This is a genomic window from uncultured Dokdonia sp., assembly GCF_937910895.1.
In the GTDB taxonomy this organism is placed as follows: domain Bacteria; phylum Bacteroidota; class Bacteroidia; order Flavobacteriales; family Flavobacteriaceae; genus Dokdonia.
In genome coordinates, this window is record NZ_CALEMI010000142.1 from 1 (window position 1) to 24,061 (window position 24,061).

Below are 24,061 nucleotides of genomic sequence, written 5' to 3' on the forward strand. Positions count from 1 at the left end.
ATCATCATCTTCATTCTCTAGGTTCTTTCGAGCATTTTCAATAAGCTTTTTAGGATTGATAAGACGGATAAGCATCCAGCAAATAAGGATAAGCAGCACACCGCCTACATATTCGCCTACTACAAATTGCCAACCTAAGAATATAGAAATGATGATTCCCAATTCAATCACAAGATTTGTTGATGCCAATAGGAAAGCCATAGAAGACACAAAACTAGCTCCTTTCTTAAAAATGGACTTCGTACCCGCTAATGCTGAGAAACTACACGAGCTACTTATAAACCCGAAGAACGTACCTAGCAGCATTGCTTTACCTTCGTTTTCGCCCATTGCATTTTGCATTTTATCTTGGGTTACAAAAATTTGTATCATACTACTGATGATATATCCTAAAACAAATGCCCATAATGCCATCCAGAAAAATCCAGTACTGGTGTAAGCTGCCTCAGCCCATTGTTTTAAAAATTCATTCATATTCATTATTTTTTATTTATGCCCGTAGTGTATTTAGATGGAGTTACTTTCAGTATTCAATCAGGATGAGCGACACCTAGCGTTTAGGGAACACTAGGCGTGCCAATCCGTCTTCCTTCCATTTAGGGGTGAAAGGAATCTATAACTATTCGTGTGTATGTCCGTTAGCTTTATGGTCTTCATTTTTTACAAGCGTCATTCCGCAGGTATCACACGTACCTTCTGTATCGCTACCACTATCTTTACAGTGCATAGGACATACATACGTAGATGTATATTCTTTTCCTAGCTTCTCTGTCGTTGTTTTGGTTTCGGTTTTTGTTTCTTTACAAGACAGCATTGTGACTGATGTGATGACTGCGATGGCGATTAAAATTGATTTGAATAATTTCATTTTATGTATTATTGAGTTATTAAATAATTGACTACGGCACTTTGCGCATAGTAAGTGGTGATGGCATTTATTTGATTGATCTGAAATTTCAATTGAAGTTCTTGTATATCCAATACATCATTAAAATCAATCGTTCCAGTTTCATAATTCTTAATGAGAATTTCTTCGGCATCACGAGCTTGTTTTAAGTTTTTCTCCTGTGTAGCGTATATAATTCTGGCTTGTGTACGCTGTGATATCGCTTTCGCGAAAGCGGTCTCTAAAACATCTAATCGCGACTCTTTTTGCGAGGTGATTTCTAATTGTCGCAACTCATTCTGCTTACTTTTTGAATCATAGCTTTTATTGAAAATGGGAATAGAAACCGAAACCATCGGCATAAAAATATCTTTTCCGTTGTCACTAAAATTCATATCTGGACGTTCGGAAACTGGTATATAATCTAATCCGAAACCTATCATAGGATTTCGTTCTGCTAGATTCAACGCTTCTGATTGGGCTACAGATTCATAGAGTTTATCATATTTAAGCAACTCAGGATTGAGCGCCAAAGCATCCTCCGCATATAGTATATCTTCATTTGGTAATACAAATTCTTCTAGAATCGGTACCGCCGTGGTTCTGTCTCGATGCAATAATTTATTAAAAGCGGTTTGCTCTCCTACATACGCGGCGTCTAGGACTTCTTTTTCCTGTAGCAATTCGTTCTGTCTGATCTGCAATCGCAAGACATCAACTGCGGAGGCTTTGCCAACTTCTACAGAAGTAAGTGCCAGTTTTTCGTAGGTTTTTAGTAATTGAATGTTCTCCTCCAATACTTTTTGTTTTACCTTGATTGCATAGAGCTTATAATACGATTGCGAAACAGAAAGCGCTAGTTTGCGCTTGGCAATAACAATGTCTACATACTCTGTATCTGCCATCGAACTCGCATAGTTTTCTCGAGCGGTAATGGTACCAAACCAAGGCAACATTTGTCTCGCTGAAAACCGTGCACGTTGCGCTCCTGTTCTCGTTTCTGGTTCGCTCACAAAATAGCCTGCACTAAATTCTGTATTCGGTATCCAGTCGGCTTCATGTATTTTTTCTTCTGCGATGTTATATCGTAATTCATAAGCCTGAATTTCTGGATTATTTTTTTCTGCCTCTTGAATGTAGTTTTGTAGTTGCTGTGCTGACGCAAAGTGAAAAGTGAAAAGTGAAAAACTAAAAATTGCAACTCTTTTGAAGTGAAAAGTGAAAGGTGAAAAACTATAAACATCAACGTTCCTAAGCCACCTTTGAAGTATAGCCATTGTAAATACAGTGAACGTGTCATTTTTTACTTTTAACTTTTCACTTTTAATTTTTGAAAAATCCATATTACATTCTAGACTTAGTTGTTTTTATTGAACTCACGAGCATCGCTACCAATTCTTTACAATCTGACACTAATGAATGATGACGCTCTTTGAGAATATAATTTGTATCCTTAAGTAAATCAATCCAATAAATAGATTCATTTGCTTCCTTTAATGCGATACTCATTTTATTTATAAAGTCCTTTTTGCTTTGAGCAAATTCGGCTTCTCGGATAAGAGCACCTACTGCGGTTCCACTTCTTAAAAGCTGTTTACTTAAAATATATTCTTTCTTTTCAGAAACTAACATCTGTGATAGCTTCACAATTAAAATTGCAAACTGATAACTTTTGGTTTTTAAAATACTTTCTGCCATAATTATATTCTTTTAGTCAATTCTATTTTCACTTTCCACTTTTCACTTCTCTCTTCTCTCTTCTCTTTTTTTTCTCTTTTCTAAAAAGAATTCTTCTCGCCAACTATACAATACAGGTACAATAAAATAGGAGGTAATGTCAATGATCATTCCTCCGAAAATAGGGATCGCCATAGGAATCATGATATCACTTCCTTTTCCTGTAGAGGTCAATACGGGAAGTAAAGCAAGAATGGTGGTGACGGTTGTCATTAAACAAGGACGAATACGCTTACCAGCCGCTTCTAGCGCTGAGTGTCGAATGGCTTTTTTATCTGTGGGTTTGTCACGGTTAAAGGTTTGTGTAAGGTAGGTCGCCATGACCACACCATCATCGGTAGCAATACCAAATAGTGCGATGAATCCTACCCAAACCGCTACACTCAGATTGATGGTTTTCATATTGAATAGCTCTCGCATATTCTCTCCAAAGAGGTTGAAATTGAAAAACCAATCCTGTCCATACAACCAGATCATAATAAAACCTCCAGCAAAAGCTACGGTGATTCCTGTAAATACCATTAACGATGTAGAAACAGATCGGAACTGGAAATACAAAATCAAAAAGATAATAGCAAGTGCTAGTGGCACGACAAGAGAAAGTGTTTTCTCTGCCCGCAACTGATTTTCATACGTTCCCGTAAATTGATAACTGATTCCTTTAGGAACGCTTAATTCGCCGATAGCTATTTTCTGTTTAATTAACGCCTGTGCGTTTTCGACGACATCTACTTCGGCAAAACCATCTAGTTTATCAAACAATACGTAGCCAACAAGAAACGTGTCCTCACTTTTAATCACTTGCGGACCTTGTTCATAGCGAATATCCACCAACTCGCCTAAAGGCACAGGAGTACCCGTAGCAACAGGAACATATATCTTTTTAAGATCATCTGGGTTGCCACGCAAATCTCTTGGATACCGCACACGTACTCCGTAGCGCTCACGACCTTCAACGGTTTGTGTGAGGGGCATTCCGCCCACGGCGACTTGCAATACTTGCTGTACATCCATAATGGAGATTCCATAACGGGCGAGTTGCTCCCGTTTGATATCAATGAGTAGATATGGTTTGCCAACAATTCGGTCTGCAAAAACAGCTTGTTCTTTGACACCTTCGGCTTGTTTGAGAATATCTTCTAGTTGTAAGCCAAAATTCTCGATGGTTTTTAAATCAGGTCCTTTTACCTTAATTCCCATAGGTGCTCGCATTCCTGTTTGCAACATCACCAATCGGGTTTCGATAGGTTGTAATTTGGGTGCTGATGTCACGCCAGGCAACTTGGTGACTTTGACGATTTCATTCCAGATATCGTCTGGGCTGTTTATTTCTGGTCGCCAGTTACGGAAGTATTCACCGTCTTCGTCTTCGATTAAATCTAGGCTCTCTACAGAGAAGTTCTTCGACAGCGCCTGTCCTGAGCTTGTCGAAGGGCTCGAACTGACATCTGTATTTTTATTATAATAGAATGAACCATCTTTCAATACAAAAAATCCATCCTTATTTACTTTATAACGCTGGCGTTTGCCTTGTGCATTACGCATATATTCAGATTTGTACTGAATCATATTTTCATACATAGAGAGCGGTGCGGGGTCTAAGGCAGATTCCGTTCTACCTGATTTACCAACAACCGTTTCTATCTCAGGAATGGTGGCAACTGCCATATCCAACTGTTGTAGTACCCGTTTGTTTTCTTCTATACCAGCGTGTGGAAGGGAAGTAGGCATTAGAAGAAAAGATCCTTCATTGAGCGATGGCATAAACTCTTTTCCTGTATTATTCATAATCCAGACCCCAGATATAAGAATGGTTGTCGGGATGATAAGAAATAGGACTTTATGAGCTAGTGCCCATGCTAAAATCTGATGGTAATACCTTTTTAGAAGAGAGAATATCCCCAAGATTCCGAAGCAAATGATCGAGACAAAAATTAAGTTGATGAGGATGCTTCGGTCAAAGCCCAGAGGTCGCCAATATTCAGCTAATAGAAAGATGATGGCAGCAGCGGAAATACTTATGTTAATAAGGTTAGCACGCTTTCGCGAAAGCGTATCCTGCATCGTTAGTAATGCCGTAATTCCAAAGGCGATTAAGACAAGCCCTAACCAAAAACCGTATGCAATCGCTACGATTCCCAAAACGATTAACAGTCCGTTCAAGATGTATTTTGAACGCTGCCGAATGCTTGTTCTTTTGAATAAAAAGGCGGCAATTGGAGGGATTATAAATAAGGCAATAACCAATGAAGCCGATAACGCCATGGTCTTTGTAAATGCCAGTGGACGGAATAGTTTTCCTTCGGCACCTATCATGGTAAATACGGGTACAAAACTTATAATCGTAGTAAGGACAGCTGTTAAGATGGCTCCAGAAACTTCGGCGGTAGCATTATAGATAATCTCGTTTGTCGTAAATTCTTCCCCGCTTTCGCGAAAGCGTAATCTAGAATCATTCATGTGACGAATCATATTTTCGGCTAGAATGACGCCTACATCGACCATGGTGCCAATCGCAATGGCAATGCCTGAAAGTGCCACAATATTGGCATCTACGTTAAAGAGTTTCATCGCCACAAAAACCATAAGCACCGCGACGGGTAATAATCCTGAAATTAAGATAGAGGCTCTTACATTGAACACCATGATGATGATGACCAATATAGTAATTAAGATCTCTAACGTCAATGCCTCGTTGAGTGTATGGAGGGTTTCTTCAATAAGTTCTGTACGGTCATAAAACGGAACGACAGTGAGTTGTGATGTGCGACCATCGGGTAGTACTTTTGAAGGTAAGCCACCTTTGAGTTCTTCAATTTTTGCTTTTACATTGGTAATGACTTCCATGGGATTTGCACCATAGCGAGCCACGACGACACCTCCTACAACTTCGGCTCCTTCTTTATCCAGAATACCACGTCTGGTTGCGGGACCGAGTGTGACACGTGCCACATCTTTGATCCGAAGTGAGGTGAAATTTTCTGAAGCAACAACAGCATTCTCTATATCTTCAATAGACTTTACATAGCCTAAACCACGTACGAGATATTCTGCCTGATTAATTTCTAAGGTTTGTGCACCAATGTCTTGATTGCTTTCTTTTGCGGCTTTTACAATTTGGTTGAGACCAATATTGTATTGGCGCATTTTTTCAGGATCGACGTCTACTTGGTATTCCTTTATAAAGCCTCCTATAGAGGCAACTTCTGAGACACCACTGGCGCCAGAAAGCGCATATTTAACATAGTAATCTTGAATACTGCGAAGTTCTTGTAAATCCCATCCGCCAGTGACATTTCCGTTTTCATCACGTCCTTCTAAGGTATACCAATAAATTTGCCCTAATCCTGTTGCATCGGGTCCTAAAGCGGGATTGACACCTTCTGGTAATAAGTTGGCGGGTAATGAGTTTAATTTTTCGAGGATACGACTTCGTGACCAGTAAAACTCGATATCTTCTTCAAAAATGATATAGATGCTGGAAAAACCAAACATCGAGGAACTTCGAATGGTTTTTACTCCCGGAATCCCTAGTAAGGATGTTGTGAGGGGATAGGTAATCTGGTCTTCAATATCTTGTGGAGAACGTCCTTGCCATTTGGTAAATACGATTTGTTGGTTCTCACCAATGTCTGGAATCGCATCCACGGCAACTGGGTTTGAGTAGGCTGAGATTCCTGACTCTTCAGAAATAAAGGGCGCATTTATCAAACCCCAACCTACGAAGAGGAGGAGCATTAAAACAGCGACAAGCTTGTTCTCGATAAGGAATTTAATTGCTTTATTAAGCATATCATTTGATAATTAAACAGTGATGAAAGGGTTGAGGTTCTGGAAAATCAGAAAAACAAACACAACAAAATCAGCCCTAAACGATTGTATCGCTGGGCTATCTACTACTGTTTAAAATCAAATAAGAAACGTTTGGTGCAGTACTTGCACATCCCGTTTAAAAAGGGGAGGGGAGTATTCTATGCGTGGAACTTCGTTAGAGATAGTTCCTTCAAAGAGACTGAGATATGAATAAGAGAATGCAGTAACAAAGGTTTGTTGCTCAAAAGTTAAATTCTTGAAAGCATCTTTTAAATCGTCTTGTCCTTCTATAACCAATTGTTTGTCTGAACAACATGATTTTTTGGACATTTCTGGATTTTCACAACTAGAGGCGAGTGCTGCTTTTTCCATTCCGCAGGTATTTACGTTATGAAAGAAAGAATAATCCACCATCGTATTTCCACAATAATGCATATCAATTGTAAATGACATGGTAGTAAAGCATACTACACAAGCCATAAAAATTGCTAGAGATTTGTGGATGAATTGTTTCATTAACTACAAAATTAGCAATTATTTTAACATAGTCGTTGTTTTTAACGTATCGTTTTAGTTAGCTACTTGTTTTTAATGATTTAGTATTCTCAAATTTATAGCGTGTTGCTTACTTTAAATGGAGACTGGTTTTTTAAAAACGGCAAGAATTAAATGTATTGGACGCATACGATATATTGTTTATTCCTAATTTTAAAAATAAAAAAATGTACGTTACACATCACATCCCTGAAATTATAAAAGAAGAGGCTTGGAAAGCACTTTCTTTCTATCCTCAATTAGGGGAAGTGCCTATTCATATTGAATTCATAGAAAATTCTAATAAGCCTTTAATTCAGGTTTCTCCTTACTGGATGAGCCTATTGCCTTGGGTTAGGAAGAAATCTTATACAATGGCACTCAACGAATCTTTTACGATTTCTGGAGCTACTTACTTTACGACAGAAATTCCAAGGGAAATCATTATAGGTTTGGTGGGACATACGCTGGGAATTGTCATATATCTGGAAAGTCTTTCAAAAAAAGACTTATTACAACATTGCTTGTATTATTTCTTTTCAAAAAAATATAGAAAAGAGGTAACTCAAATAGCCGATGTATATGCGAGTAAACAAGGCCTGAATGAGTATGTGCTAAAGACTAAACATTTTATTTTAGAAAAAGCGAGGCTTTCTCCTCCTCAAAAACTTCGACTTAAAAGTCAGTATTCATCACCTCAAGAAATCATACAGATGATTAATAATGTATCTTATGAAAGAGATACGTTTATACCATCATCTTAAGTATAGTAAGTGAAGATTATTGAAGGCCTAATACTATTTCTATGACTTGATCATCTGCTACTGCAAAAACACGATCTTCTGGGTTTGGAGTAAGCATATAGTTCCCTGTAAATGTTCCAAACGCAGGTTGTATTAACTGATTAGGTTTCATAAAAAAGCAGGGTACTTTTAAAAATTGTTTCCCGACTCCTGTTAATTGAACTCCTGGATGAATATGTCCCGCGATATTAAAAAAACCATTTCTGGTTTCTGGATGGTGTGTTAAAAGAATAGTGTCCACACAACGTTCTTCAAAAATTTGAATACCTAATTCTTCATAGTGTAGTGGAGCGATGATATCATGATTTCCAGTGACTAATTGTATGTTACTCGCGATGGTTTCTACCCATTTTTCAAATAAAAACCATTCTGTATTTAAATGACTATGAAAGAGATCTCCCATAAAAATAATAGTATCCGGATTAAAATAGGAACATACAGTGTCTAAGTCTTTGATGTTTTTGTGGATAGCTTCTTGAGGGACTCCGCTACCGTGTTTTCTAAAATGTGTGATTTTTCCGAAATGTACATCGGCGATAAGGAGATAGCTTTTTTCTTTCCAGAAAAGCGCTCCTGAAGGGTGTAGTGTGAAAGTTTGATTTTGGATGGTAATTTCCGTTGTCTCCATGCGTGACTAAGATATACATTCTAGGAAATATAGGGGTATGGAATCTTTATAGGTTTGTTTGTTTTTTTCTTAGTAGGCAGACAGAAATCGATATGCTATTAAACTTGTAAAATTTTTAAGTTAGCAGTCAACACTAATCAAGGGATACACATTAGAATAACCAATAAATTTTAAACCTTTAGATTAATAGACTCACGACTCACGACTCACAAACAAGTTACTTGGTAAGCAACGCTACCATTCGTTTGATACGGTCGGCTAGTTTTTCTGATGATAATTTTTCGCGTAAGCGGTCTGTAATAATAGGAAATGAAAAGGGAGTTGGCTTCTCACAATCTTTCCATACGATGGTTTGTGCTTCAATACGCTCCATAGCAAGTTGCAATCTTCCTTCTTCTAGCTGATGGTCAAATGTTTCTGTAAAGGCTTGTTGGTATAGTAGGTTAACAGGTTCGTAATCTGCAAAGACATTAAAGAGGAGTTGCGAACTTGATTGTAGGTGTTTGTTTTTTACTTGTTTGTCTGGATAGCCTGTAAATACGAGTCCAGAAATTACCGCAATATCTCTGAATTTACGCCGAGCCATTTCGGTAGCATTTAGGCTTTTTTGTAAATCACTTTTTAAGTATGCTGCTGTAAACAGATTATTGTCAATGACTTCTTGAATATCAAAAAACTGATCTGACAGCAGTTCAAAACCGTAATCGTTATAGGCAATGGTAAAGGTAATAGGCGATAACAAACTAATCCGATAGGCGATCAGACTTGCCATCGCTTCATGTACAAAGCGTCCTTCAAAAGGGTAGAAGACGGCATGATAGCCCTCTCGGGTTTTAAAAGTTTCTATCAGAAATTCATTTTTGGACGGAATAATACTTTCTCTTTGTTGTCTCGTGAAAATGGGTTCTAATGCTTTTAATTCCTTAGACAATGGGAGATCGGTGCGATTCACATTATATAATTCGTCGCGAAGCATATCACTCATTTCTGAAGAAAAACTCATGCGTCCTCCCATCCAACTTGGAACTTTGGCTGTTTTCTTATTAGATTTTCTGACGAGGACTTGCATATTTTTGATTTTAAACAACTCCAGATTTCTACCTGCAAACGTAAATACATCGCCAGGTTTAAGTTTGGAGACAAACCATTCTTCAATCGTTCCTATAAAACCTCCTTTTAGATATTTGACCATCAGGTTTGCATCGCTTACAATGGTACCTATTTGTAGTCTATGACGCATGGATACTGCACGGCTATTGACTTTAAATTTTCCATCTTCTTCTATCTCCACTTTACGATACTCATCATACGCTTGTAAACTTTGACTTCCTAATACTAGAAAATTAAGAATCCATTGGTATTGATCTTGTGTAATTGCCTGAAAGCAACTGGTGGTTTGGATCTCTTTAAAAATGGTATCTGGATAAAATCCGTCAGATACAGCGAGGGTCACCAGATATTGCACGAGCACGTCATAGCTATTAAGATAGGGAATCCGATCTTCTACTATTTTTTGTTTGACTGCTTTTTGAAGGGCAGACGCCTCTATAAGCTCCAAAGCGTGTGTAGGTAAAAAATGGATCACACTTTCTTTTCCAGGTTGGTGCCCGCTACGTCCTGCTCGTTGTAAAAAACGTGCAACGCCTTTTGGGCTTCCAATTTGGATAATGGTTTCTACAGGGGCAAAGTCGACGCCAAGATCCAGACTTGAGGTACAAACCACGGCTTTCAAATCGCCAGATCGAATGGCATTCTCGACCCATAAACGGGTATCTTTACTGATGCTCCCATGATGCATCGCAAGTGACCCCGCGAGTTCTGGTCGTACAGCTAGAATTTTTTGAAACCAGATCTCGCACTGCGCTCTGGTATTGGTAAAGAGCAACGTACTTTTACTTTTATCTATAATCGGTAAGACCTCATCCAGTAAATGAATGCCAAGATGACCCCGCCAAGGAAAGGTTTCTATATTTTTTGGGATGATGGATTTTACGGTAATTTTCTTCTGTATATTAGCTTTGATTAATACCGAATTTTCTAAGCTTTTTTGATCAGTACCTAACAACACATCTCTGGCTTGTTCTAAATTTCCAATTGTTGCTGAAATTCCCCAAATCCGTAATCGAGGGGCGACTACTTTTAGTCTGGAAAGTGCTAATTCCATTTGCACGCCACGCTTGCTTCCCAAAAGTTCGTGCCACTCGTCAATTACCACAGCGTGTAAATTTTCGAAGGTTTTTGCATAACCTTTGGAGGCTAAGAGCAATTGTAAACTTTCAGGGGTCGTAATAAGCAAATCTGGCATTTTCCGCTTTTGAGCAGTGCGTTCTTTTTGCGAAGTATCACCTGTGCGAATGCCTACGGTAAATGGTGCATCAACTCCAGCGACAAACCGTTCGGCGGCTTGTTGTATTTCTACTGATAAAGCACGTAAGGGTGTAATCCATATTGCTTTTAGTCCTTTTTTTGGATTGGTTTTGTACTCAGGATTTTGTTTGATAATATCCAATACAATGGGAATCCAGAGTGCATAGGTTTTCCCACTTCCTGTTGGCGCATTTAAAAGCCCATGTTTTCCTTGCAAAAAGGCTTGCCATGTCTGTTTTTGAAACGGAAACGGTTTCCAATCTTGTTCTTGAAACCAAGCTTCGGCAATTTCTACTAATGCCGCTCGATTCATGTCGTTTCAGTTTTAGGAATCATCATTTTAAGGTCTTCTAAGGTATTGGCGTCTTCTATTTTTTTGTCTTGTCGCCAGCGTAATATTCTTGGAAAACGCGTGGCAATTCCACTTTTATGACGAGATGAAAGTGCAATGCCTTCAAAGGCAATCTCAAATACTAATTGTGGGGTGACACTCCGTACGGGACCAAAACGTTCTAACGTGTTCTTTTTAATCCAAGCATCTACTTTTCTAAACTCTGCGTCGGTGAGTCCTGAGTACGCTTTCGCGAAAGTGACCAATTCCTTCTCCTCATTCCATAATCCGAAGGTATAATCTGTAAATAGATTGGTACGCCTCCCGTGACCACGCATCGCATACGTAAGCACAGCATCTATGGTAAGCGGATCTACTTTCCACTTCCACCAATCTCCTTTCTTGCGCCCTACTTTATAACTCGCATCCCAACGCTTAATCATGAGTCCTTCACTTTGCATTTCTCTGGATTTAGCACGTTCTATTGCCATCTCTTCCCAATTGGAGAAAGAAATGGTTTCTGAAATATGTAAAGGAATTTCTTCACTGTCTATAGTTTCTACCAAAGTTTCCAAAAGAACTCTTCGTTCTTTAAAAGGCATCGATCTGATATCTTTACCTTTCCATTCCAACAAATCATACGCTTTTAAAATCACAGGGACTTTTGCGAGGAGTGCTTTAGACACATTCTTACGTCCGATGCGTGTTTGTAGATCGTTGAAGGTACCTATCTGTCCGTTGATAAATGGTAAGATTTCACCATCCAATACGACGCCATCTTGCAGTGCTTCTACAAAAGATGAAAACTCAGGGTATTTATCAGTGACTAATTCTTCGCCTCGACTCCATACGTATAATTCGCCTTTTCGGATAATCACCTGTGAGCGGATTCCGTCCCATTTATGTTCTGCACTCCAATCGGATACGTCTCCTAAATCGGAGACCTCATCTTCTATCGCATAGGCAAGATAAAAAGGGTAGGGTTTTGATAAATAATCAGATTCTTTTTCTTCTAATACCAAGTCTGTAAAACTAATGGTATCAGGATTCCAATCCCCCATGAGTTTATAAGCAAGAATATCTTCATCAATATCAACAGCTTTAGAAAGTGCTCTGGTCATTAACTTCTGACTCACGCCAATTCTAAAACTTCCTGTAATCAATTTATTAAATACAAAACGTTCATAATAATTGAGTGCACTCCAATTATCAAAAAGATATTCTTTTTTCTCTTCATCCGTTTTCTTTTTTAAAGCAATAATTTCTTGGACAAACTGCGTCAGACTTTTCTCAGAAGTTTCTGTAGATGTCGGAATCACAAGGGCGATCGTTTCAGCAAGGTCACCTACAATGTGATAGGATTCTTCAAACAACCATAATGGAATTTGAGATAACTCAGACGCCCAGGTTCTTAAAAGTGTCGTGTTTACGGGGCGTGGTGGTCTGCGGTGGGAGAGGATCGCAATCGTCCACACCTTATCTGTGTCGGTTGCTTTTGTAAAGTAGTCGGTCAATGCGGCTACTTTTGCATTGGTTTTATTGGTACTGTCCAGCAGTTTTATGAGATGTGCGAAATCTTTCATACTTCTTCTACTTCTTTGGTAGACGTTTCCATCTCATTGGCTTCACCTTCATATTGTGTTTTCTCCGTCCGCGCATCATATCCCTTCTCTCTGAGATATCTAGAAAAAATCTCGGTATATCCATGGGTGGTAATTATTTTTTGAGCGCCTGTACCTTCAATTGCGGTGAGTAATTCTTCCCAGTCACAATGATCGGAGAGTACAAAACCTTTGTCTATAGCACGTCTTCTTCTGGCACCTCTAAAGGTCATCCATCCGCTTGCAGATCCTGTTACATACGGAACCATTTTCCGAATCCACGGACTTCCATGTGCGCTAGGAGGCGCAATGACCATGGTACCTTTTAATTCTTCTTTGGTCGTCTCTCGAGTAATACGTGTGGTTTCTGGAAAAGAAACCATCGGGCGAATCACTTCTGTCATATTCTCAATAGCCGCATGGATATAAATTTTTCCAATCGATGGATCAAGATGTTTGAGTAAACGTTGCGCTTTTCCTAGCGAATAGCCAAAGAGAATAGAGGTCTTTCCTTCCGCTCTATTTTCAGACCACCAGGTGTTGATTTCTGTAAACACTTCTTCTTGCGGTTTCCATGCAAAAGCGGGTAATCCAAAGGTACATTCTGTAATAAACGTATCACAACGCACACATTCATAGGGAACAGATACGCCATCATTAGAGAGTTTATAATCGCCTGTAAAGACCCAAACTTCTCCTTTATGTTCTACACGTACTTGTGAACTTCCAATAATATGACCCGCTGGGTGAAGTGAAAATTTTACATTGTTAATGGTGAATGATTCATTATAAGAAACGCCAGATACCGTGATATCTCCTAGTCTGTGTTTAATGATATGGACGTTGGTATGATGTGTAATATATTTTTTATGCCCATAACGGCTATGGTCTGCATGACCGTGGGTTATAATCGCTTTATCAACAGGATACCAAGGATCCAGATATACGTCTGCTGCCTCACAATAGATACCGTTTTCATTAAAGATTAGTAAGGGTGTTTTCATCTATTTTAAAGCTTTTTTTTGATTTTACAAGAGTAATATACTCAACAAAACTTGTGTAGGAAAGATAAGTATCTTTTATAAGAGTGTACTAACCCAATGCATAGTTCTATTGATGCTTTTGAAACGAAGACCGCTTTCGCGAAAGCTAAAACAGTTTACCTCCTACAGGGTTTCATCAAAAAAAGCTCCGTTATCGATTTGATAACGGAGCTTTCTAATGTAAGATTTTTATAGGAGTTTTATACTAAAGACCTGTTCTAAAGATCAGATCGATGCCTACAAATGGAGCTGCTGAAAATTCGTTATTAAGTCTGGTTCGATCATCACCACCTACTTGAAATGTCAATACTTGGAGTCCTACGGTATCTCCTTCTGCATATACACCATAATCAGTTGTATCTAGACCAACACGACCACGAACGATCAGAGCGTCATTCAAGAACCCATAGGCGGCAAAGGCTGAGAAACGTATCGACTCTTCCTGTACATAAAAATTAGAATCAAATTCTGATAAGTTGTACGATTTGATAGAAGTAATCAAATTTGCTCCTAAGCTAAAGTGGTCTGTTAATGAGTAATTTGCATCTGCACGGATTGGTAAAGTCGCATTGATGTAGAACTTTTTGTTTTTTGATTTATACCAAAGTCCTATAAGTGGCGTCAGGGTGGTACCAAAATTTTCTGAAGAGATATAGGTACCAAATTTTAAGCTATACTTACTTGAGTATCTTTTTTCTAATAGGGCAAGACCTCCCATCTGGAAATCATTATTTCCTAGATTATTAAAATCTGACGCAAATTTAGGTAGCGCGACATACGTACCTGACCATTTTTTGCCATGTTCTAGTTTTACACCCAAGTTAAGACGCGTCATCACAAGATTGGATCTATCCATAAATCCAGCATCTACTGCTTCAGTGGTATTTATTAAACCTAAGCGAGTATTTTCATACGTAAATCCTGTGATCATTGTGATATCACTGGTAAGCGGTAGCGGAAAATAGACTTCTATATTGGCATTACTCACATCGGTTTCACTGTCATTTTCAGTATTTCCTAGCGTAGTGCTATGATAAGATGCTTTCATTACATCTAAGTAATCTTGTGCGTTTATGATACTCGCCGAAATAAGAAAAGCTAAAAGTAGTAGTTGTTTTTTCATAGTGTAGATGGTAGGTGTTGTTTAAGTAGTATATGTTTCTATTTTTTTTCTATTCTGTAATCAAAATTAGACATTAAAAAGTCTGGCACGACATGATACGTATTAAAAAAGATTATAGTATGTATAAGTAATTTTTTAATTCACGATTTTTCACTACTTATTTGAAAGTATAAGTCCCTGCTCATTCTATATTTTTTAGAATGATGATTCTTCTTGATTTTTTTCCATTGATATGATAAATTTATATTTTATTTAACTGAAATTCAATAAAGTAAGAATTAAATAACGAGTCGTATTTTTTTTATTTTCTAAGATTAAATGGTTACTTTTGCCCTTTATATCGTACAGCCCCTTATGATTACATCTAAAAAAAACATGAATACTTTGGATCGTGTATCACGATTCGTTATTGCAGCGGTTCTCGTTGCACTCGTCATATTTGGACCTGTTAGAGGTCTGTTAGGATTTATACTTATCGTGATGTCTTTTTTCTTTTTTGTAGCAAGTTTTACAGGATTCTGTCTATTTTATAAGTCTATAAATGCAGATTTTAATAACTCAGACGAATATTTTAAGTAATTTTCTTGGTCTACTTTGGGACTTCTAAAGGCTTGGTATAACAATCATTTACTCTTTTGGAATTTAATAAAGCTCCACATTAATTTTTTCCTTTATCATATTTCGCGAAAGCGAAAAAAACAGCACAAAATCCTGTGTACTCTCAATATAGATATTTACGGTATCACAAGTTGATCAATAGGTTGTTGTTCAAAAAATGTGAGTATTCCTGAATAGGCGCCTTCTTTTCTGAGAAGTCGCTCTCTTATTCTTCGTTGCATGTTTCTATAGTTTTCAGGTAATTGTGCATCTTCACTCATCAGACGCGCCGCACAGTACACTAAGTATGCTTCAAAACGGTGTAAACACAACTCAGGTCGGTTAATGCCATAATCCTCTTCGGAGGCTTTGACAATTCTTACGTGGAGATCATTTTGATTGTCTAAGGGAACTAATACCACCGACTCATCTTCTGGCTTCACTTCCCAAGCAAAAAAGTTTTTGGGATCATCTATATAGGGATTGAGTAGTAAGGGTCGCTCATCATTATGTTGTTGGATATACTCATTCCAACTTACCCCATCGGTCTCTTGTATCGGATCTGGTGTGATGGTAGCTACTATATTTTTTAAATGGGTGTCTGTATTATTTTTCTTAATCTGTGGTCCTTGTATTTTGGGATGTAAAGTCTTGAATTTTGCCTTTTTATATTTTTGATTACATAATGTGCAAGACGCCAAATAATTATCATAGCAATAGGCTAACCACCAGTATTTACTTTTGGGTCTGTAATGCTCTACATCTCCATAAGATACAACCGTAGTAGGGGATTCACAATAAGCACATTTTGAATCACTTTCTTTATGTAGTTGCGTTTTACAAGGTGACCAAGTAGATGGAAATTTGTGTTTGTTTAGTAGTCCGTTCTTTATATCTCGTTCGGCTTTTACTAGTTTTAGTAACTGACTTTTTCTGTGTTCTCCTATAAAAGCTGTTGGGATTCCTCCATCTCGTATTCTGGATAACTTACGCATGACTATCTCTTATACGTTTTTAAAATTTCCTTTAAAGTCGCATGTTCTTCTTTATTAATGATACTATTTGAATATGATTTGATAGGTACGTCTTTTAGTTTTTCATTAATATCTTCTAGCTCTTCTTTATCTTTTGAAGATTGCTTTTTACGATTGGTAATTGTCGCTCTTTTTTTCTTTAAGTTTTCTACTTCCAGAGATTCATCGGTAGGCATTCCAAATACGTCACTCATTAGTATTTGGTGGAGGAGAAGTCCGCTTGGATCTCCGCTAAAGACATCCAGACGTAAGTCGTTTTTTATTCTCTCGATGGTATACAACTCATCTTTTCCTGCTTGCTGAGCGATAAAGGGAGAATGTGTCGTCGCTATGAGTTGCATATTAGGGAGTGTTCTTTTTATAAAACCTAATAGCTCTCGTTGCCATACAGGGTGTAAGTGGAGTGCAATCTCATCTATAAGTAAAACCCCTTTTGTATGAAGAGGTTCTTTTCTATCATAAAAGATATCATTGATTCTATAAAGAATATCACCGATCCAAGCCGCCATGTTCTGATAGCCATCACTTAACGCACTGAAAGGAATGATACCGTCTTTGGTCTCCAGTAATAACCTACGTTCTTTCTTATCGATACTATGAAATTTGGTATTAGGTAAAAAATCATCAAATACCTTTTTTATAATATTCATACCGTCATCACTACGGTAATCAAGATCTATTGCCCATTCTTCTATAGAATTAAGTTCTGCGGTTTTATCTAACAAGGATGCCACACATTGTGCTCGTTGGGAAGAAGATCGTTTGGACTTGAAATTATTCCCTCCGGAACCTGCATTTCTGGAAGAGCCATAGCCGACTATAAAATAATTCCGATCGGTATGACTTAATGCCGCATCTATCTCTTGGAGTGATTCTCCAGAACGTTTCATAATATCCCCCAGATGATCGCCTCTATGTATTTCAAGCCAGATATGACGAGAAGCCCCATCCTCTATGGTCATCTCTAGATCAATACGACACTCATCGGTGCCATAACGAATCCAGTCATTGACATCGCCCAGTAACTCTCCCAAAGCATTACTACCCGCCGTTACCAAGGCAATCGCTTTTAAAATATTACTCTTTCCAGTACCGTTTTCTCCTAAAATTAATGTGCGAGCTCTATTATTAGATGTTGAATCAGAAGATATTGACTGTTGTTGTAACTGATCAACATCAATTTCATTTTTAAAATCAATCTCCAATGTTTTAAAACATCTAAAATTTTTAAGAGTAAGTTTTTTTATAAACATGGATGTCAGTTTACTATACGATTAAGACGTATAGGAGTTGTGGAAATAAGATCTCAAAAGAGTTGTAAAACTAAGGTAAGTATTAAAGCACATATTGCCAAATCAAAGCAGATGTGTTTAGTCGATGTGTCAATGAGTCTATGAGTCTATGAGTTGATGAGTTGATGAGTCTATTAGTTTATGGTTTAAAAGTTTAAAAGTTCATGGTTTGTGAGTATTTTATTTTTTAATCTCACGTCTTGATTCCTGTAGCGTAGTGATCCTATTTCATGACAGTATCCAAAACCTTTTGGTCTATTCTCTATATTCTATAAGCGAAGCGATCTATATTCCAAATACGTCTTGAATCTTGGTTCTTTTCAATCCTGAGTTCGCTTTCGCGAACCTGTCTGCTGGTAAGCAGCAGCAAAACCAGTATCATTTCAATAATTTGAAAATTTGTTTCTGATCGGCTGTGTTGGTAATATGAGCAGTGATGTCTTCTTTTACAGCCTCAAGCTCGGCTTTTACGGGTATTTTTTCGTGAAGTGCAATATCAGTTTGTAAGATATATTGTAGCATCAAAATAAGTTCGTGCATCACAAGACTATCGTGTTTTGCGTAGCGTCTGAGTGGTTGAATGATTAACCGTAACACCTCAGCAGTGGTAATGTTTGATTGGATAATGATGCATTTTTCTGTGCTACTCTTCGTTTGTGTATGGTTACAAATCTTTATGGTTTTATAAAGTAACGGTCCTAATCTTGTGATGATTTCAATAGCAGTTCCTGGATCATTAATTCCAGGAGACATCGCTTTTACAGCAACTTCCATGAGTTTAATCATTCCGCCTGTATACGTATTGTCTTCATGACGGTCTTTAGAAAAAATGAGGCAGTCTTGTATTTTTTCTAATCCTTCTTCAGAAATATCTTCTTTTATTCTCAATAATGGATGTCCTTTCCAAACATGCTGATCTTGGTAAGGGATTATATGGATTTCGTTTTCAAAATCTTGTAGGGTTTTATTTAAAATACCCATATCAAAACCTCGGTAATATCCTGTACGATGACTTATGATGGTTTTCCAGAGTTCTGTGGTAGTGATGTCAGCTTCTGGCTCTTCGCATTTTTGGTTTACATAACGTTCACTTTCTGTAGCAATCCTGTCTGTAATCTCGTGAATCTGTATCGCATTGGAAATCGTATGGATAAAATACACAAAGAGCCCTACACATATAATCCCGAAAAGAGCAGCAAACATGGTCGTAAGTCCAATAATTTCTTTAGAGCTATCACTATCGGCTGCATCCATCGTAATAAGAGCGACAAGCGCATACAATAATGTTCCAATGTACATTCCCAAAATAATCTGATGCTTTTTATCAGAGATAAGACCTGGCAACAATCTAGGGGAATAGTTAGAACTCGCTTGGTTAAGCACGACCATCACCATTGAAAAACTAAATACGGTTAAGGAGAGAATACCTCCTATTAATGTAGATAAAGTAGTACGGGCCGTATCTATATTATCTATTAATAAATACGGAATTTTATCTTTAAGAAACGCAACAAGAGAAGAGGTTTCTAGTTGTGGAATACATATAGAGAGCAGTAAGAAAAGGATACTAATCACTACAGGATATAAGGCTATACTCCGTAACGTACGTTTATAACTCGCTTTTAAAGTCTTTAATAGTATTCTCACACGTTGTAAATTATATGATATCTCTTCAGGGGAAAGATACGCTTCATTTATAGTTTTTTGCTAACTTAAATTATAGTATTATTAATGCAATTAAAATGGTTCGCTTTCGCGAAAGCAATAAAAGTCTACTATTTAAAGCTAAAAGTTAACTAATTTTTAGTCTACTTTTAGCCTAAATTGATTTTTTCAATTACCCAATCGTATGATGAACCTTGAAGATTACAAAAACCTAGATTTTATTAACGCCCTGTTGCAGACACCTGATCAGGTAATTGATAAGCTAGATTTGATTTATGTATATGATGATTCCTTGAGTATCGAACGCATCAAAAAAGAAAAAGACTTTGACTACCTACACAAAGGAAAACCTTTGAGAGATAGTGATCAATTAGAGCGTATTGATAATCTTGTGATCCCACCAGCTTGGCAACAGGTAAAGATTGCCTATCCATTTAACGGACATTTACAAGCGGTAGGAAGAGATCTGAAAAACAGAAAACAGTACCGATACCATCCGCTATGGAATCAGGTGCGAAATCAAACAAAGTTTTTAAAAATGGCAAACTTTGGGCATCAATTACCAAAAATCCGTGCCCGTGTAGATGCCGATCTAGAAAAATCAGGCTGGCCAAAAGAAAAAGTATTGGCACTTGTGATTCGTCTTATGGAAGAAACACATATCCGGATAGGGAGTCGGCAATATGCAAAACGAAATAAAACCTATGGTCTTGCCACTATGCGTACAAGACATGTCTCTGTTGTAAAAGACAATTTAAAATTTCACTTTGTAGGTAAAAAAGGGAAGGAGCATAGCGTAAGCCTTAGGAATAAGAAACTCGCCAGACTCGTGAATCGCTGTGAAGAAATTCCGGGATGGGAGCTTTTTCAATATTATGATGAAGATGGTGTCAAGCATACCATAGATAGCAGTATGATTAATGAGTACATACACGATATATGTGGGGAATTATTTACAGCAAAAGATTTTAGAACTTGGGCTGGGACTAGTATCTTCTTTGAAACTATAGTAGAATTAGGCATTGCTTCTTCAGAAAAGGAAAAAAAACAACACCTACTAACTGCCTTTGACGCGACTGCAAAAGAGCTTGGTAATACTCGGAATGTGTGTAGAAAGTATTATGTACACCCTATGGTGGTACATCGATATACAAATGATTCGATTGCAGAAGATTTTAAAAAGCTAGACGCGCTCAACGAACAAAGAGAGTATCTATCAGACTCCGAAATTGTATTACTAGAAATGATGGAAAACTATACACCCAGATTTATAAAAGATATTCTGGAGTAGTCATCATCTTTTCATATCAAATGGTTGAGAGTGCATCAAAAATGAAAACCACTTTATAATTGGCGTATTTTGTCTATAGTTGGTGATATGGATATGTGCGCTTTCGCGAACCTGCCTGCGTCAGGCAGGAGTGGAAACTTACAAATCTAATTATTCTAATACTTGCTTTGGTCGCGTTTTTAAATATTTCTCTGAATAAGCTCTTGTAAAATGGGCGCCAAAAAATAGAATCAAACTTGAATAAGAAACCCATAACATGATTAGAATGATAGATCCTGCGGCTCCGTAGGTGGAACCTGGTTCCATTTCACTAAAATAAACAGCCAATAGGTATTTACCCCCCACAAAAAGTAGCGATGTTAGTCCCGCTCCTATACGTACGGCTCTCCACTTGATAGTTGCATTGGGTAACAATTTAAACATCATCGCAAACAATACATAAATGAAGGCTAATGACACCAAAATGTCAAATATATACAACAGATCGATCATATTCTCGGGAATGAATTTTGATAGGTTTTTCCCAAACGTACTGAGTAAAGATGTGAGTACAAAACTGATGAGTAAGAGAAAACCAATAACAAGTATAAACCCAAAACTTTTAAAGCGCCCAATGAGGGTCGCTATAATCCCGTTTGTAGAAGGTGCTGTTGCATTCCAAATTTCATCAAGCACATTCTGAATTTGGAAAAACACCCCTGTAGATCCGTAGAGTAACGTTGCAATTCCAATGATATTGGCAAACATAGAGGTAGGTGCGTCTCCTCTGTCTACCATCATTACCTGTATAGATTTGGCAGTTTCTTTTCCCAATGCTTGAGAGATTTCATCAATGAGTTCTCCCTGTACGATATCACGTCCCCAAATAGAACCTACCACATTTAGAATAATGATAATGAGAGCAGGTAAGGAGAGAATGGCATAATAGGCAACGATGGCACTTTTTTGAAAGGGGTCGCTATTAAACCACGATTTTGCTGAGGTAACCAGCAATTCGGGCAAGTGTTTAATTTTAAAATGGAGTTCTAATGGTTTGTCTGTTGTTTGCTCTTCCATACATTCATCATATTAAAAAGGGTATCCAATTGCAAAATTGAGTACAGGTTCATCAATCTTAAATTCAAAGCGTTCTCCTTCGGGTGCGGTAGGATCTTGAAAAGGAGCTGCAAGATCAAATCGAATCACAAAACCTTGTATGTCTACGCGTAATCCAATGCCAGCGCCTATTCCCAATTCATTAATAAAGTTACTCGTAAATTTCCCACCAGGTACGGCTTCGTTTTCTTGTGATAACCAGATATTGCCTGCATCTGCAAATACAGCACCTTTTACATACCCAAAAATAGGAAAGCGATATTCTACATTTGCCTCCAATCTTATATTTCCTGTTTGATCAAAAAAAGTACCGTTGTTGGTACTCCCACCCGAAAAAGTGCCTGGTCCCAAAGAGCGAATTCTAAACGCACGTACACTATAAGGACCTCCAGAATAGTATTGTTTTATAAAAGGTAATACATCAGAATTTCCATAAGCGTAGCCATACCCAGCAAATAATCGGGTTGCGATTTTTTGATCATTTCCAAGATTAAAATGATAGCGTATATCGGCATCTACTTTTGCATACTGTGCATATTCGGCACCTAGAAAAGTTTTCCGAGTACTGTCTTCTTGTGTTTGTCCTAGAAGGCTAATACTGTTTCCTGCGATGTCAACCGTGCTGTTGATGTAAAACTTATTTTTTTTCTTAGAGACCATTCCGTTATAAATAAAAGAATAGGTAAGCCCAGAAATAAATTGTTGTTCAAAACTTCTTTGTAAAAAAGGATTTTCTGCTAGAATATCATCAAAGGCAGTAGTCGTATTTGAAAGTTCTGTATAGTTGATGGATATTGGATAAATCTCGTGGGTTACATATTTATTAGCAGTCCAGATATATCCAAATTGACCTGTACCTGATAAAAGACTATACAACTGACTTCTATTCAAGAATTCTGCTCCTAAACCTATTTTAGTTTTAGGGATGGTGTATTCAAAAACATCACTATCTATCTTTATAGGAGAGATGAGACGAGGGAAAATTAAATCTGATTTTAGACTTAATTCTAAACTACTCAATCCTGCATTATTACCGCCAGCAATTTGTACTTCATATCCTATGTTTGCACTAATATTCAGCGACTCACCTCCTTTAAACAAATTTCGGTTAGTAAATGTAAATCCTAATGCGGGTCCTGCAAAATTATTAGACTTTGTAACTGCCTGTAATTCGGCTCGTATGGCTCGCTTATTTAATGGCGATAGATAGATAGAAGCTTCTAGGTTCCGAGTGCCATCTGTCAACATTGAATCGATTTCTTCATATTGGATATTCACAAACTTGTAGGCACCGATGGTTGAGAGTCTACGTGCAGTATTTTTAGATGTAACAGGATTGTAAAGATCTCCTTCTTCTACCGTAATAAAGGGATCTAGGTATTTTGGTTTAAAGAAGTCATTGTCGTTTACAAAGTTTTTATCTGCGAATCGAACGCTTTCTTTTTGTAGTGAATCGTTCTGTAAATCGTAGTTAGAATAAATATTTACTTTAGAGACGGTATACGGCACAATAGCTTCTTCAGGAACGTCTTTTTTTAAGGTCAAGAAAAGGTCAAATCGTTTGTTTTTATATTGATTAGTATCTACCTCAAAGAGCAAAAAATTGGGATTAAAATTATAATATCCTTTTTGTTTGAGTTTACTATCTATACGTTCTCTTTCCATTTTTAATGCATTGAGATCGTAGCGCATTCCTTTTTTAAATTTGGAATCTGCAATCACCTCTTTAAGATCTTTGTAGATAGGAGCAACCAAAGTATCTAGTTGATAGGTTTCTAAAATATAAGGACTCGATATTTTTAAAGTGTAGGCGGCACTTGCTCGTTTCTTTTTTTCATTCTCAATAATGTATGATGCTGCCTTGTTGTAATAGAAACCTCTATTTTCTAGTCTGTTTCGAAGTAACTCTTCTACTTGAAACGTTTTTACATCACTTAGATAGACAGGTTCTTCTCCTACATTTTTAAACAATAATCTATTTAGAAAGCCTGGATTCTCTTGTTGATTCTTATAATAGAAATAGAGTCTAGGTCGCATCCCTAAAAACTTTTTATTAGGCTTAGGCCGCAGTACTTCTTCAAGTACTGTTTTTAATTCGTCTTTGTTTTTTATAAGTGTATCGCTCTCGATTTCCAAAGAAGCGCCTGTGTACAATAATTCTCCTTCTGGAATAAACTTTTGAATACTACAAGATGCCATCAGCATGGTACTGATGATAGTT

Annotated in this window: 19 protein-coding genes; 3 read left to right on the forward strand and 16 right to left on the reverse strand. The window is 37.5% G+C overall.

The annotated features are described in order from the left end of the window. The 6 genes from Q0505_RS16940 to Q0505_RS16965 form a co-directional block, all read right to left on the reverse strand. Positions 1 to 474: permease (locus Q0505_RS16940; protein WP_299215436.1), on the reverse strand; the 474-nt coding region annotated here is incomplete at its 3' end. Between the two features lie 145 nt (positions 475 to 619). Further along, the gene (locus tag Q0505_RS16945) at positions 620 to 868 is read right to left on the reverse strand and encodes a heavy metal-binding domain-containing protein (RefSeq protein ID WP_299215438.1); all 249 of its coding nucleotides are present in this window, start codon (positions 866 to 868) and stop codon (positions 620 to 622) included. An 8-nt stretch (positions 869 to 876) separates the two neighbouring features. Beyond that, complete coding sequence (locus tag Q0505_RS16950) at positions 877 to 2,229, reverse strand: TolC family protein (protein ID WP_299215440.1); 1,353 nt, start codon at positions 2,227 to 2,229, stop codon at positions 877 to 879. 1 nt (position 2,230) lies between these two features. Further along, on the reverse strand, positions 2,231 to 2,584 hold the full coding sequence (locus tag Q0505_RS16955) for a four helix bundle protein (RefSeq protein WP_299215442.1): 354 nt from the start codon (positions 2,582 to 2,584) through the stop codon (positions 2,231 to 2,233). Positions 2,585 to 2,626: 42 nt separating this feature from the next. Beyond that, positions 2,627 to 6,415, reverse strand: a complete 3,789-nt coding sequence (locus Q0505_RS16960; protein WP_299215444.1) for an efflux RND transporter permease subunit — start codon at positions 6,413 to 6,415, stop codon at positions 2,627 to 2,629. 117 nt (positions 6,416 to 6,532) lie between these two features. Then, on the reverse strand, positions 6,533 to 6,889 hold the full coding sequence (locus Q0505_RS16965) for a hypothetical protein (protein WP_366519438.1): 357 nt from the start codon (positions 6,887 to 6,889) through the stop codon (positions 6,533 to 6,535). A 269-nt stretch (positions 6,890 to 7,158) separates the two neighbouring features. Here Q0505_RS16965 and Q0505_RS16970 point away from each other — a divergent pair, with 269 nt between their 5' ends. Continuing rightward, positions 7,159 to 7,734 (forward strand): hypothetical protein, encoded by a 576-nt coding sequence (locus Q0505_RS16970; protein ID WP_299215448.1) that lies wholly within the window; start codon positions 7,159 to 7,161, stop codon positions 7,732 to 7,734. A gap of 16 nt (positions 7,735 to 7,750) precedes the next feature. Here Q0505_RS16970 and pdeM read toward each other — a convergent pair whose 3' ends face one another. The 5 genes from pdeM to Q0505_RS16995 all read right to left on the reverse strand — a co-directional run bounded on the left by pdeM (position 7,751) and on the right by Q0505_RS16995 (position 14,866). Continuing rightward, complete coding sequence (gene pdeM / locus Q0505_RS16975) at positions 7,751 to 8,401, reverse strand: ligase-associated DNA damage response endonuclease PdeM (RefSeq protein ID WP_299215450.1); 651 nt, start codon at positions 8,399 to 8,401, stop codon at positions 7,751 to 7,753. A 217-nt stretch (positions 8,402 to 8,618) separates the two neighbouring features. Then, complete coding sequence (locus Q0505_RS16980) at positions 8,619 to 11,081, reverse strand: ligase-associated DNA damage response DEXH box helicase (RefSeq protein WP_299215452.1); 2,463 nt, start codon at positions 11,079 to 11,081, stop codon at positions 8,619 to 8,621. Next, complete coding sequence (locus tag Q0505_RS16985) at positions 11,078 to 12,682, reverse strand: ATP-dependent DNA ligase (protein ID WP_299215454.1); 1,605 nt, start codon at positions 12,680 to 12,682, stop codon at positions 11,078 to 11,080. The genes Q0505_RS16980 and Q0505_RS16985 overlap by 4 nt, the downstream gene beginning before the upstream one ends. Beyond that, entirely contained in the window at positions 12,679 to 13,704 is a 1,026-nt protein-coding gene (locus tag Q0505_RS16990) for a ligase-associated DNA damage response exonuclease (RefSeq protein ID WP_299215456.1), read from the reverse strand. The genes Q0505_RS16985 and Q0505_RS16990 overlap by 4 nt, the downstream gene beginning before the upstream one ends. A gap of 244 nt (positions 13,705 to 13,948) precedes the next feature. After that, positions 13,949 to 14,866, reverse strand: a complete 918-nt coding sequence (locus tag Q0505_RS16995) for a DUF6268 family outer membrane beta-barrel protein (protein ID WP_299215458.1) — start codon at positions 14,864 to 14,866, stop codon at positions 13,949 to 13,951. A 375-nt stretch (positions 14,867 to 15,241) separates the two neighbouring features. Here Q0505_RS16995 and Q0505_RS17000 point away from each other — a divergent pair, with 375 nt between their 5' ends. After that, on the forward strand, positions 15,242 to 15,445 hold the full coding sequence (locus Q0505_RS17000) for a DUF2892 domain-containing protein (protein ID WP_299215460.1): 204 nt from the start codon (positions 15,242 to 15,244) through the stop codon (positions 15,443 to 15,445). Between the two features lie 155 nt (positions 15,446 to 15,600). On the opposite strand, the gene Q0505_RS17005 is transcribed toward Q0505_RS17000, so the two are convergent. The 3 genes from Q0505_RS17005 to Q0505_RS17015 all read right to left on the reverse strand — a co-directional run bounded on the left by Q0505_RS17005 (position 15,601) and on the right by Q0505_RS17015 (position 19,436). Further along, positions 15,601 to 16,458: a hypothetical protein gene (locus tag Q0505_RS17005; protein WP_299215462.1), complete on the reverse strand. Its 858-nt coding sequence runs from the start codon at positions 16,456 to 16,458 to the stop codon at positions 15,601 to 15,603. A 2-nt stretch (positions 16,459 to 16,460) separates the two neighbouring features. Beyond that, positions 16,461 to 17,750, reverse strand: a complete 1,290-nt coding sequence (locus Q0505_RS17010; protein WP_299215464.1) for an AAA family ATPase — start codon at positions 17,748 to 17,750, stop codon at positions 16,461 to 16,463. A gap of 417 nt (positions 17,751 to 18,167) precedes the next feature. After that, on the reverse strand, positions 18,168 to 19,436 hold the full coding sequence (locus tag Q0505_RS17015; RefSeq protein ID WP_299215466.1) for a DUF2254 domain-containing protein: 1,269 nt from the start codon (positions 19,434 to 19,436) through the stop codon (positions 18,168 to 18,170). 202 nt (positions 19,437 to 19,638) lie between these two features. Here Q0505_RS17015 and Q0505_RS17020 point away from each other — a divergent pair, with 202 nt between their 5' ends. Next, the gene (locus Q0505_RS17020) at positions 19,639 to 20,745 is read left to right on the forward strand and encodes a DNA topoisomerase IB (RefSeq protein ID WP_299215468.1); all 1,107 of its coding nucleotides are present in this window, start codon (positions 19,639 to 19,641) and stop codon (positions 20,743 to 20,745) included. Positions 20,746 to 20,895: 150 nt separating this feature from the next. Here Q0505_RS17020 and Q0505_RS17025 read toward each other — a convergent pair whose 3' ends face one another. Both Q0505_RS17025 and Q0505_RS17030 read right to left on the reverse strand, forming a co-directional pair. Next, positions 20,896 to 21,801: a YihY/virulence factor BrkB family protein gene (locus Q0505_RS17025; protein ID WP_299215470.1), complete on the reverse strand. Its 906-nt coding sequence runs from the start codon at positions 21,799 to 21,801 to the stop codon at positions 20,896 to 20,898. 12 nt (positions 21,802 to 21,813) lie between these two features. Beyond that, entirely contained in the window at positions 21,814 to 24,045 is a 2,232-nt protein-coding gene (locus Q0505_RS17030) for a BamA/TamA family outer membrane protein (protein WP_299215492.1), read from the reverse strand. Positions 24,046 to 24,061: the final 16 nt, after the last annotated feature.